Genomic DNA, 12,670 nt, shown 5'->3' on the forward strand with positions numbered 1-12,670 from the left:
TTCCTTAAACTGTAGTGGTCAGAGTCGCTGTTTTTCAGCGATATGGTGCTGACAAGCGGTGATAAAGCCCTCGAACAATATACGCGAAAGCGCGTACTCGCTACTGTTCCATTCCGGGTGCCACTGTACGCCCAGCGCAAAAGGATGATTGATGACGCTAACCGCCTCAACTAAGCCATCCGGTGAGCGAGCTTCAACACGCAACCGTGGGCTAACGACCTTCGCCCCTTGTCCATGCAGAGAGTTTACCCAAAAGTTGCTACATTCAGGTAACAACGCAGACAGTAATCCCCCCTCTTCAACCAGAACTTCATGCGACGGCGCATATTGCTGCTCCACCGGCAGTTCGGGATCTTCCCGATGTTCCAGCAATTCAGGCTGTTCGCACAGCTTGCGATGCAACGAACCACCGGTTGCCACCACCAGCTCCTGTAAACCCCGGCAGATGGCGAAAATGGGGATGCGCCTTTCGAGTGCGGCATTAATTAACGCCATGCTCAGAAGATCACGCCCGGGATCGGCGTCAGGCTCATCGCCGTTTTCACCATATAGGTGCGGCTGCACATTGCTGGGACTACCAGGAAGATAAATACCATCGAGTTTCGGCAAAAGTTGTTCAAGTAACGACGGTTCCGCCAGCGCATGTGGTAGCGCAATTGGCAAGCCGCCTGCGTGGATGATGGCATTCAGGTACTTTTCTTGCAGAGTCTGGGTCGCATGACCCTTAAGCCTGTTCCTGCACATTACGACACCGATAACCGGATTGTTCATTATATTTTCCATGCTCAATCTCACAAAGTGGACTAAATTATCGCCATTACTGCGCTTTAAATGACCTTTATGTTCAATATTTTTTCAATCTAGCAGTGGGTTTTCATTTTTGCAAACTCAATTTAACATTTGACAAACATTTAGTTTGCATACAGATTCGAATGGTGGTCATTATATTTTACGCTTTGATAACGAGCGGAAAACAAACCAAAGGCGAAGAATCATGGAAACCAATATCGTTGAAGTAGAGAACTTTGTTCAGCAGTCAGAAGAGAGGCGGGGTAGCGCCTTTACGCAGGAAGTGAAACGCTACCTGGAGCGCTACCCGAATACGCAATATGTTGATGTTTTACTTACCGATTTGAATGGTTGCTTCCGTGGAAAACGTATTCCTGTTTCAAGCCTGAAGAAGCTCGAGAAAGGGTGTTATTTCCCGGCCTCGGTGTTTGCAATGGATATTCTGGGCAACGTAGTAGAAGAAGCGGGCCTGGGTCAGGAAATGGGCGAGCCGGATCGTACCTGTGTTCCTGTTCTCGGTTCCTTAACCCCTTCTGCCGCCGATCCAGAGTTTATCGGTCAGATGCTCCTGACCATGGTCGATGAAGATGGCGCTCCCTTTGACGTTGAGCCGCGGAACGTTCTTAACCGCCTGTGGCAGCAGCTGCGCCAGCGCGGATTGTTCCCGGTCGTAGCGGTAGAGCTGGAGTTCTATTTACTGGATCGCCAGCGCGACGCTGAAGGATATCTGCAACCGCCCTGCGCGCCCGGCACCGATGACCGCAATACACAAAGCCAGGTTTACTCCGTTGATAACCTCAACCACTTCGCCGAAGTGCTTAATGATATTGATGAGCTGGCGCAGTTACAGCTGATTCCGGCAGATGGCGCGGTCGCCGAGGCCTCGCCAGGTCAGTTTGAAATCAATCTTTACCATACCGATAACGTGCTGGAAGCTTGCGATGATGCGCTGGCACTAAAACGCCTGGTGCGTCTGATGGCAGAAAAGCATAAGATGCACGCCACTTTTATGGCGAAGCCGTATGAAGAGCACGCGGGCAGCGGGATGCATATCCATATCAGTATGCAAAATAATCGTGGCGAGAACGTGCTTTCTGACGCGGAAGGCGAAGATTCGCCGCTGCTGAAAAAGATGCTCGCCGGGATGATTGACCTGATGCCGTCATCAATGGCGTTGCTGGCACCAAACGTGAACTCGTATCGCCGCTTCCAGCCGGGAATGTATGTGCCGACGCAGGCGTCGTGGGGCCATAACAACCGCACCGTCGCCCTGCGTATTCCCTGCGGCGATCGCCATAATCACCGCGTGGAATATCGCGTGGCGGGTGCCGATGCCAACCCGTATCTGGTGATGGCGGCGATTTTTGCCGGTATTTTGCATGGCCTTGATAACGAACTGCCATTACAGGAAGAAGTCGAAGGCAACGGGCTGGAACAGGAAGGCTTACCCTTCCCGATTCGCCAGAGCGATGCCCTGGGTGAGTTTATCGAGAATGATCACCTGCGCCGCTATTTAGGCGAACGCTTCTGCCATGTCTATCACGCCTGTAAAAATGATGAGCTGTTGCAGTTTGAGCGCCTCATCACAGAAACAGAAATTGATTGGATGTTGAAAAACGCGTAATACCCCTTGCGGGGTTGTTTCATCGGCCTGAGCGGAGCCAGGCCTGACATTTGCTGGTAATCCAGACATTTCCCGGATGTCGCGTTATGGAGCGCAGGCGGCAACGGGTTTCCGTTAACGATTAAGACTGTGACGAGGAAATGAGATGATGCCGATGATTAAATCCCCGCATGGCGAGGGAGGCTGCGTATGCGCCCCTCCTGCGACTGACTGGACTCCGCCCCCTTTGCTTCCCTTGCTAAACAGGTTTGATTTCAGGTCGACACGACTGCAAACCTTATTACGCAGGGGAGGCAGCAATTATGGCTATTAATTCACCACTGACTATTGCTGCGCAACCCGGCAAAACCCGTCTGCGAAAATCACTGAAATTGTGGCAGGTGGTGATGATGGGTCTGGCCTATCTCACGCCGATGACCGTATTTGATACTTTTGGTATTGTCTCCGGCATTAGCGACGGTCACGTTCCGGCGTCCTATTTGCTGGCGCTGGCGGGCGTGCTGTTTACCGCTATCAGCTACGGCAAACTGGTTCGCCAGTTTCCGGAAGCCGGTTCGGCCTATACCTACGCGCAAAAGTCGATTAACCCGCACGTCGGATTTATGGTCGGCTGGTCATCACTGCTGGATTATCTCTTTTTGCCAATGATCAACGTTTTGTTGGCGAAAATCTATCTATCCGCCCTCTTCCCGGAAGTGCCGCCGTGGGTGTGGGTGGTAACCTTCGTCGCCATTTTAACCGCCGCGAATCTGAAGAGCGTCAACCTGGTTGCTAACTTCAATACCCTGTTTGTACTGGTGCAAATCTCCATCATGGTGGTGTTTATCTTCCTGGTGGTTCAGGGACTGCATAAAGGAGAAGGCGTTGGCACCGTCTGGTCACTTCAGCCGTTTATCAGCGAGAACGCGCACCTGATCCCGATTATTACCGGTGCGACGATTGTCTGTTTCTCCTTCCTCGGTTTCGATGCGGTGACCACGCTTTCGGAAGAGACGCCGGACGCCGCACGCGTGATCCCGAAAGCCATCTTCCTGACGGCGGTATACGGCGGCGTTATCTTTATCGCTGCGTCGTTCTTTATGCAGCTGTTCTTTCCCGATATCAGCCGCTTTAAAGACCCGGACGCCGCACTGCCTGAAATTGCGCTGTACGTCGGCGGCAAGCTCTTCCAGTCGATTTTCCTCTGCACCACGTTTGTGAACACGTTAGCGTCTGGCCTGGCGTCGCACGCCAGCGTGTCGCGTCTGCTGTATGTGATGGGGCGTGACAATGTGTTTCCGGAGCGCGTGTTTGGCTATGTGCACCCAAAATGGCGGACTCCGGCACTGAACGTCATTATGGTCGGGATTGTTGCGCTGTCGGCGCTGTTCTTTGATTTAGTCACCGCGACAGCATTGATTAACTTCGGTGCTCTGGTGGCGTTTACCTTCGTTAACCTGTCGGTGTTTAATCATTTCTGGCGGCGTAAAGGAATGAATAAAAGCTGGAAGGATCACTTTCACTATTTGCTGATGCCGCTGGTTGGCGCGCTGACGGTGGGTGTGCTGTGGGTTAACCTCGAGTCAACGTCACTGACACTCGGTCTGGTATGGGCTTCGTTAGGCGGCGCATATTTGTGGTATCTGATCCGCCGCTATCGCAAAGTGCCGTTGTATGATGGTGACAGAACGCCGGTGAGCGAAACGTAATAGTCGGATGCGCGGCGCATTATCCTGCCTGAGGGTAATGCGCCGCGCCATTAACTATAAAAAGATGTATGACCCGGATCACGAGTGCTATCATCCGCCCTTATGCTTAGCGCATTAACCCCAGGGGCAAATAATGAACCACGATATCCCGCTAAAATATTTTGATATTGCCGATGAGTACGCGACCGAATGCGCAGAGCCTGTCGCCGACGCTGAACGCACACCGCTGGCCCACTACTTCCAGTTACTGCTCACCCGTTTGATGAACAATGAAGAGATCAGCGAAGAAGCCCAACATGAAATGGCTGCTGAAGCGGGGATTAATCCCGTACGCATTGATGAGATCGCAGAGTTTTTGAATCAATGGGGTAATGAGTAATTATTTCATTGCAGACGCTCGGTCAGTATCGTTGCCCGGATAAAGCGTTCACGCCGCATCCGGCTAAAAATGACACGCACTGCAGCGTGCTTTAATGGGTTTCTCACGATCGTACCGCTCTGCTCCTCGCTAAGTTGTTCTGTGAGTTATAGTTATAGAGAAATCACGGGTACGAATGTTGAACAGATGGCGACGTCACCTGTTCAACGACCAACCACACGGCCCTCATTACGACCCCTGAACACAAACGGTAATGGCAAATGTCATTAAATATTAGTAAGATAGCCTCTTTACATAAAATCCATTAATATTATGCGCCAGGTATTATCGTCTCTTTTGGTGATTGCTGGACTTGTGAGTGGTCAGGCAATCGCCGCGCCTGAATCCCCCCCGCATGCTGATATCCGCGATAGCGGTTTTGTCTATTGCGTCAGCGGGCAAGTCAACACCTTTAACCCATCCAAAGCGAGCAGTGGGTTAATTGTCGATACCCTTGCCGCCCAGTTTTATGATCGACTGCTGGATGTCGATCCCTATACCTATCGCCTGATGCCGGAACTTGCCGAAAGCTGGGAAGTACTCGACAACGGCGCGACCTATCGCTTCCACCTGCGTCGCGATGTTCCGTTTCAAAAAACCGACTGGTTTACTCCCACTCGTAAAATGAATGCCGACGATGTGGTGTTTACCTTCCAGCGAATTTTTGACCGCAACAACCCGTGGCATAACGTCAACGGCAGCAACTTCCCCTACTTCGACAGCCTGCAATTTGCCGATAACGTGAAAAGCGTCCGCAAACTGGATAATCATACGGTTGAGTTCCGACTCGCCCAGCCGGATGCTTCTTTTTTGTGGCACCTGGCGACCCATTATGCATCGGTCATGTCGGCAGAATATGCCGGGAAGTTAGAGAAAGAAGATCGTCAGGAACAACTCGACCGTCAGCCGGTCGGCACTGGACCGTATCAGTTGTCGGAATACCGCGCCGGGCAATTTATTCGCCTACAACGTCATGATGACTTCTGGCGCGGCAAACCGTTAATGCCGCAGGTGGTGGTGGATTTAGGCTCCGGCGGTACCGGACGTCTGTCGAAACTCCTGACCGGAGAGTGCGACGTTCTGGCCTGGCCTGCTGCCAGTCAGCTATCCATTTTGCGTGACGACCCACGCTTGCGTTTAACGCTGCGTCCTGGGATGAACGTCGCCTATCTGGCATTCAACACCGCCAAACCGCCGCTAAATAATCCCGCTGTCCGCCATGCGCTGGCACTGGCGATCAATAACCAGCGCCTGATGCAATCCATCTATTATGGTACGGCTGAAACGGCAGCCTCTATTTTACCGCGCGCCTCGTGGGCCTATGACAACGAGGCTAAAATTACTGAATATAATCCGGCGAAATCGCGCGAACAGTTGAAGGCGTTGGGGCTGGAAAACTTAACGCTGAAACTGTGGGTGCCAACACGTTCGCAGGCGTGGAACCCCAGTCCACTGAAAACTGCCGAATTGATTCAGGCGGATATGGCACAGGTTGGCGTAAAAGTGGTGATTGTGCCGGTAGAAGGTCGTTTTCAGGAGGCGCGGTTGATGGATATGAGCCATGATCTGACGTTATCCGGTTGGGCGACGGACAGTAACGACCCGGACAGTTTCTTCCGTCCGTTACTGAGCTGCGCAGCAATTCATTCGCAGACCAACCTCGCCCACTGGTGCGATCCGAAATTCGACAGCGTGTTGCGTAAGGCGCTCTCCTCGCAGCAGCTGGCGGCGCGTATTGAAGCCTATGACGAAGCGCAGAGTATTCTGGCGCAGGAATTACCCATTCTGCCGCTGGCGTCGTCATTGCGTTTGCAGGCCTATCGGTACGATATCAAAGGTCTGGTACTTAGCCCGTTTGGTAACGCCTCCTTTGCTGGGGTGTATCGCGAGAAACAGGATGAGGTGAAAAAACCATGATTATCTTCACCTTACGTCGCATTTTGTTATTGATTGTCACCTTGTTCCTGCTGACCTTCGTTGGCTTCAGCTTGAGCTATTTCACCCCACATGCGCCGTTACAAGGCGCGTCACTGTGGAATGCCTGGGTGTTCTGGTTTAATGGCCTGATCCACTGGGATTTTGGTGTTTCTAGCATTAACGGTCAACCGATTGCCGAACAGTTAAAAGAGGTCTTCCCGGCGACGATGGAACTGTGCATCCTCGCCTTCGGTTTTGCGCTGATTGTTGGCATCCCCGTGGGGATGATTGCCGGGATTACGCGCCATAAGTGGCAGGATAACTTGATCAACGCCATCGCCTTACTGGGCTTTTCCATCCCGGTGTTCTGGCTGGCGCTTCTGTTGACGCTGTTTTGTTCACTCACGCTAGGTTGGTTGCCCGTTTCAGGGCGTTTCGATCTGCTCTACGAAGTGAAACCGATTACCGGTTTTGCGTTGATTGATGCCTGGCTTTCGGACTCACCATGGCGGGATGAAATGGTCATGAGCGCAATCCGCCATATGATATTGCCCGTGATCACCCTGTCGGTTGCGCCAACAACTGAAGTGATCCGACTGATGCGTATTAGCACTATCGAAGTGTATGACCAGAACTATGTTAAAGCAGCGGCGACCCGCGGTTTGTCGCGCTTTACTATTTTGCGTCGCCACGTTCTGCATAACGCGTTACCTCCGGTTATTCCTCGCCTGGGCTTACAGTTTTCTACCATGCTGACGCTGGCGATGATCACCGAAATGGTTTTTAGCTGGCCGGGTTTAGGCCGCTGGTTAATTAACGCCATCCGCCAGCAGGATTACGCAGCCATTTCCGCCGGAGTGATGGTGTGTGGCTCACTGGTCATTATTGTTAACGTGATTTCTGATATTTTGGGTGCCATGGCTAACCCTCTGAAACATAAGGAATGGTATGCCTTACGATAGCGTATACAGCGAAAAGCGCCCGCCGGGCACGCTGCGTACCGCCTGGCGCAAATTTTATAGTGACGCCTCTGCGATGGTCGGCCTGTACGGCTGTGCGGGGCTGGCTGTACTGTGTATTTTTGGCGGCTGGTTTGCGCCTTACGGCATCGATCAGCAATTTCTCGGTTATCAATTATTGCCGCCGTCATGGTCGCGCTATGGCGAAGTTTCTTTCTTCCTGGGGACTGACGACCTCGGACGCGATGTTTTAAGCCGTTTACTGAGCGGAGCTGCGCCAACCGTAGGCGGCGCATTTGTGGTGACGCTTGCCGCGACGATCTGCGGCCTGATACTGGGCACCTTCGCCGGGGCGACGCACGGCCTACGCTCAGCCGTGCTTAACCATATTCTGGATACCTTACTGGCGATCCCTTCCCTACTGCTGGCAATTATCGTTGTAGCGTTTGCCGGACCGAGTTTGTCTCACGCCATGTTTGCCGTCTGGTTGGCGCTGCTGCCGCGTATGGTACGTTCGATTTACAGCATGGTGCATGACGAACTGGAAAAAGAGTACGTTATCGCCGCCCGTCTGGATGGCGCATCAACGCTGAATATTCTCTGGTTTGCTGTGATGCCTAACATCACCGCCGGGCTGGTCACCGAGATCACCCGCGCACTGTCGATGGCAATTCTCGATATCGCCGCGCTGGGCTTTCTTGACCTCGGCGCACAACTCCCCTCGCCTGAATGGGGCGCGATGCTCGGTGATGCGCTGGAACTGATTTATGTCGCCCCATGGACTGTCATGCTGCCAGGTGCGGCAATTATGATTAGCGTGCTGTTGGTTAACCTCCTTGGCGACGGTGTCCGTCGTGCAATTATTGCGGGGGTGGAATAATGCCATTACTCGATATTCGTAACCTGACCATTGAATTTAAAACCGGTGATGAGTGGGTTAAAGCCGTCGACCGCGTAAGTATGACCTTAACCGAAGGTGAAATCCGCGGTCTTGTTGGCGAATCCGGTTCCGGCAAAAGTTTGATTGCTAAAGCGATTTGTGGGGTGAATAAAGATAACTGGCGTGTTACTGCTGACCGTATGCGTTTTGATGATATCGATTTGCTGCGTCTCTCCGCACGCGAACGGCGCAAGCTGGTTGGTCACAACGTGTCGATGATTTTCCAGGAACCACAGTCGTGTCTTGACCCTTCAGAACGTGTGGGTCGCCAGTTGATGCAAAACATCCCTGCCTGGACCTATAAAGGCCGTTGGTGGCAGCGTTTTGGCTGGCGCAAACGCCGTGCCATTGAACTGCTGCACCGCGTGGGGATTAAAGATCACAAAGATGCGATGCGCAGTTTTCCCTATGAGTTGACCGAAGGCGAATGTCAGAAAGTGATGATAGCCATTGCACTGGCGAATCAACCGCGTCTGCTGATTGCTGACGAACCGACAAACTCAATGGAGCCAACAACCCAGGCGCAAATCTTTCGCCTCCTGACGCGTCTCAACCAAAACAGCAATACCACTATTTTGCTTATCAGCCATGACTTACAAATGCTTAGCCAATGGGCGGATAAAATTAACGTGCTTTACTGCGGTCAAACGGTGGAAACCGCGCCAAGTAAGGAGTTGGTGACGATGCCACATCATCCTTATACCCAGGCGCTGATCCGCGCGATACCAGACTTCGGCAGCGCGATGCCGCATAAAAGTCGCCTCAATACTCTGCCCGGCGCTATCCCACTGCTGGAACAGTTACCGATTGGGTGTCGTCTGGGGCCGCGTTGCCCGTATGCACAACGAGAATGCATTGTGACGCCACGTTTGACGGGGGCGAAAAATCATCTCTATGCCTGTCATTTCCCGCTGAACATGGAGAAAGAGTGAGATGATCGAAACGCTGCTTGAAGTGCGTAATTTAAGTAAAACGTTCCGCTACCGGACCGGCTGGTTTCGTCGTCAGACCGTAGAAGCGGTAAAACCCTTGAGCTTTACGCTACGTGAAGGCCAGACACTGGCGATTATTGGCGAGAATGGTTCTGGTAAATCCACGCTGGCAAAAATGCTGGCGGGAATGATAGAACCTACCAGCGGCGAGTTATTGATTGACGATCATCCGCTGCATTTTGGCGATTATTCCTTCCGCAGTCAGCGTATTCGCATGATTTTTCAGGATCCTTCGACCTCGTTGAATCCCCGTCAACGTATCTCGCAAATTCTGGATTTTCCACTGCGTCTGAACACCGATCTGGAACCTGAACAGCGTCGCAAACAGATTATTGAAACGATGCGTATGGTTGGGCTGCTACCGGATCACGTCAGTTACTATCCGCATATGTTGGCACCCGGGCAAAAACAGCGTCTGGGGCTGGCGCGCGCGCTGATATTGCGCCCAAAAGTCATTATTGCCGATGAAGCCCTCGCCTCACTGGATATGTCGATGCGTTCGCAGTTGATTAATCTGATGCTGGAGTTACAGGAAAAACAGGGCATTTCGTATATTTATGTTACCCAGCATATCGGAATGATGAAGCACATTAGCGACCAGGTGCTGGTGATGCATCAGGGCGAGGTTGTCGAGCGAGGCAGCACCGCGGATGTGCTGGCATCGCCGCTGCATGAACTCACCAAACGGCTGATTGCCGGTCATTTTGGCGAGGCATTGACGGCGGATGCGTGGCGTAAGGACCGTTAGTGTTTTGCACCTCATCCTGACAGGGCCCCCCTCAGGATGAGGTGTTCATTACTTTTGATTGTCGATTCTGGTGAGAGCAACCAGCAATGCCAGCGTATAACACACCGTAATTGCCAGACTCATTTTTAACAGTGTTTCTCCGCCAATTCCCGACAATGGCGCGGCTATACCGCCGAAGACAAACATGCTCATCCCCATCAACGCAGACGCCGTTCCAGATTCCTGCGTCCCTACTGCACTCATAGCCTCTGCCCCGCCAACAGTGCCGATGCCGCTACAAAATGCGATGGTGAAAAATAATGCCACCAGTGCCGGAATGGGCAATTGTGTCCATGCGCATAAGACCGTGAGCAATGCACACAAAATTGCCGCTATCAGGCCACCTCGCAACAATGTCATCGCGTTAATCCGTCGCGCCAGGCGCGAGAAGATCCATGAAGCAATGATAAGTCCGATGCCGTTAAGGCCAAACACCAGGCTAAATTGCATTGGATTAAAGCCAAATTCCTTCTGCAACACGAACGACGAAGAGCCGATATATGCAAACAAACCGGCCAGCATAAAACTTTGAATCAGGCAAAAGCGCATAAAACGGCGGTTCTGCACCACGCTTCGTCCGGTTAATAGCAATGATGAGCCCCTTTTATTTTCTGGCAAGGTCTCATTAATAAATAACACACAGCCCAGCAACAATACGGTGCTAATTTCAGCCATTACCCAGAATAAAGTGCGCCAGTCAAAAGTGCTAACAATGTACCCGCCCAGCACTGGCGACAACACCGGTGCCAGGCCATTCACCGTCATTAACAGCGCAAAAAACTGGGTCAACGTTACTCCCTGATATTTGTCACGAGCAATAGAACGAGAGAGCACCGAACCACCCGCCCCCGCGATCCCTTGAATAAAACGCCAGACCACCAGCCAGTAAATATTGTTCGTTGTCGCGCACAAAATGGAAGAAACAATAAACAATAGCAACGACAAGATTAACGGACGTTTACGCCCTATTTTGTCGCTCAGAGGGCCAAATAACAGTTGTCCGACGCCAAGACCGATCAGCGATGCGGTCAGGGTTAATTGCGTTATGGTCGTGGTTGCCGCCAGTTGCTCAGACATCTCCGGCAAAGCCGGCAAATAAAGATCGGTACACATCGGGCCGATACCGGCTAAAAGACCAAGAATCAATGCCCATGAAAGAGAGACTCTAGCCATATTATTCCTTACTTGAGTGATGACATGCCGCCGCCCAGCGACTGCCAGAGCGTGATTCGGTTTGTAAAATCAGTCAGTTGCAGTGCCAGCAGCTCCTGCTGTGCGCTCCACAAGCTGCGCTGCGCCGTCAACACGGTCAGGTAATCACCAACACCCGCCTGATAGCGACGCAAGCCAACATCGACCGTTTGTTGCTCAGCTTTAACATACTGGCGCTGTGCATCCAGTTGCTCTTCAAGCGTGGTCCGCCGCGCCAGTGCGTTAGCGACATCTTTAAATGCGCTCTGAACGGTTTTTTCATAGGTGGCAATGAGTCCACGCTTTTGTGCTTCTGCGTAACGGAGCTGCGCCAGATTACTTCCGCCAGTGAACAGCGGTAATGTGACCGATGGCGTAAATGACCAGATCTGCATTCCGTGGCTGAACAACGACGACAATGCGTCACTGCCAACACCAGCGCTGGCAGTCAGCGAAATCGTCGGAAAAAAGTTAGCCCGCGCCGCGCCAATATCGGCATTGGCGCTCTTCAAATTATGTTCCGCTTCCTGGATATCCGGACGACGCAGCAGAACGTCAGATGACACTCCCGCAGGAACCAGACTTATCATCTGTTCCGGCAGGCTTTCCAGTGTTCCCGGTAGCAAATTTTCCTCAAGCGTTGTACCTGCCAGTAAGTTCAGCGCATTTTTATCCTGCATCACTTGTGTCTGATAGCTGGCAACGCTGGCGCGTGCTTGCTGATAAACACTCATCGCCTCACTGACATCTGTCGCTGCCGCAGTGCCAACCTGTTGCTGGCGCTGGATAATTTTCAATGAGTTTTCTGCACTGGCCATCGTTTCTTTTGCCAGGGCCAGGTTGCTGTTATCGGCCGCCAGTGTCAGCCAGGCGGTGCTGATTTCAGCAATCAGCGTTAAACGGGTGTTCTGGGCTGTAAATTCACTGGCAAGCCAGGTTTCTCGCGCCGCCCGAGATAAACTCTGATTACGACCAAACAGATCTAACGTAAAACTGGACACCGTGCCGTCAGCCTCGGCAGTGGTTTCCGTACCATTCGCCAGCGAACGACTGCGGGTCGAACTTAAGGCCGCATTCACCGTCGGGAATAACGACGCATTAGTTTGCCCATAGAGCGCCCGTGCTGAGTCAATATCAGCAATCGCTTTTTGCACATCGCGGTTACTGTTCAGTGCAATAGTCACCACCTGCTGCAATCGGGGATCGTGGATCACCTGCTGCCAGTCATGGCTGATTGCCTTTCCCTGGCCCTGTGCTCCCGGCAAGGTCGCCGGGATTGGGGATTCAGGCGTATTGTAGTGGGGATCGAGCGAGACACATCCCGCACTCAACAGCACCAGAAAAATAAGAGAACGACGCAACATA

At 52.4% G+C, this 12,670-nt stretch carries 12 protein-coding genes; 9 read left to right on the plus strand and 3 right to left on the minus strand.

The genetic code is table 11. The features are described 5' to 3' along the window. Positions 1–18 precede the first annotated feature (18 nt). Positions 19–783: a gamma-glutamyl-gamma-aminobutyrate hydrolase gene (gene puuD, locus ACK8NJ_RS12890; RefSeq protein ID WP_001308626.1), complete on the minus strand. Its 765-nt coding sequence runs from the start codon at positions 781–783 to the stop codon at positions 19–21. A gap of 211 nt (positions 784–994) precedes the next feature. Here puuD and puuA point away from each other — a divergent pair, with 211 nt between their 5' ends. From puuA to sapF, 9 genes are all read left to right on the plus strand, one after another. After that, positions 995–2,413: a glutamate-putrescine ligase gene (gene puuA / locus ACK8NJ_RS12895; RefSeq protein ID WP_328116150.1), complete on the plus strand. Its 1,419-nt coding sequence runs from the start codon at positions 995–997 to the stop codon at positions 2,411–2,413. A 148-nt stretch (positions 2,414–2,561) separates the two neighbouring features. Further along, positions 2,562–2,726, plus strand: coding sequence for a hypothetical protein (locus ACK8NJ_RS12900; protein WP_122986712.1), 165 nt, complete (start codon positions 2,562–2,564; stop codon positions 2,724–2,726). Beyond that, positions 2,716–4,101, plus strand: coding sequence for a putrescine/proton symporter PuuP (puuP, locus tag ACK8NJ_RS12905; RefSeq protein WP_001361676.1), 1,386 nt, complete (start codon positions 2,716–2,718; stop codon positions 4,099–4,101). The genes ACK8NJ_RS12900 and puuP overlap by 11 nt, the downstream gene beginning before the upstream one ends. 133 nt (positions 4,102–4,234) lie before the next feature. Next, positions 4,235–4,480 (plus strand): YmjA family protein, encoded by a 246-nt coding sequence (locus ACK8NJ_RS12910; protein ID WP_001015099.1) that lies wholly within the window; start codon positions 4,235–4,237, stop codon positions 4,478–4,480. A 312-nt stretch (positions 4,481–4,792) separates the two neighbouring features. Continuing rightward, positions 4,793–6,436, plus strand: coding sequence for an ABC transporter substrate-binding protein SapA (gene sapA, locus ACK8NJ_RS12915; protein ID WP_001250200.1), 1,644 nt, complete (start codon positions 4,793–4,795; stop codon positions 6,434–6,436). Continuing rightward, positions 6,433–7,398: a putrescine export ABC transporter permease SapB gene (gene sapB, locus ACK8NJ_RS12920; RefSeq protein ID WP_000583281.1), complete on the plus strand. Its 966-nt coding sequence runs from the start codon at positions 6,433–6,435 to the stop codon at positions 7,396–7,398. The genes sapA and sapB overlap by 4 nt, the downstream gene beginning before the upstream one ends. Next, positions 7,385–8,275: a peptide ABC transporter permease SapC gene (gene sapC, locus ACK8NJ_RS12925; RefSeq protein ID WP_001146161.1), complete on the plus strand. Its 891-nt coding sequence runs from the start codon at positions 7,385–7,387 to the stop codon at positions 8,273–8,275. The genes sapB and sapC overlap by 14 nt, the downstream gene beginning before the upstream one ends. Then, positions 8,275–9,267 carry a peptide ABC transporter ATP-binding protein SapD gene (sapD, locus tag ACK8NJ_RS12930; protein WP_001128858.1) on the plus strand — a complete coding sequence of 331 codons (993 nt, stop codon included), beginning with the start codon at positions 8,275–8,277 and terminating at the stop codon, positions 9,265–9,267. Before sapC ends, sapD begins: the two co-directional genes overlap by 1 nt. Position 9,268: 1 nt before the next feature. Beyond that, the gene (gene sapF / locus ACK8NJ_RS12935) at positions 9,269–10,075 is read left to right on the plus strand and encodes a peptide ABC transporter ATP-binding protein SapF (RefSeq protein ID WP_000573407.1); all 807 of its coding nucleotides are present in this window, start codon (positions 9,269–9,271) and stop codon (positions 10,073–10,075) included. Between the two features lie 48 nt (positions 10,076–10,123). Here the strand turns inward: sapF and ACK8NJ_RS12940 are convergent, their stop codons facing one another. Both ACK8NJ_RS12940 and ACK8NJ_RS12945 read right to left on the minus strand, forming a co-directional pair. Continuing rightward, positions 10,124–11,287 carry a multidrug effflux MFS transporter gene (locus tag ACK8NJ_RS12940; RefSeq protein ID WP_411961683.1) on the minus strand — a complete coding sequence of 388 codons (1,164 nt, stop codon included), beginning with the start codon at positions 11,285–11,287 and terminating at the stop codon, positions 10,124–10,126. Positions 11,288–11,295: 8 nt separating this feature from the next. Then, entirely contained in the window at positions 11,296–12,669 is a 1,374-nt protein-coding gene (locus tag ACK8NJ_RS12945; RefSeq protein WP_411961684.1) for an efflux transporter outer membrane subunit, read from the minus strand. Position 12,670: the final 1 nt, after the last annotated feature.

Source organism: Escherichia sp. F1, from assembly GCF_046764225.1.
GTDB lineage: Bacteria > Pseudomonadota > Gammaproteobacteria > Enterobacterales > Enterobacteriaceae > Escherichia > Escherichia coli.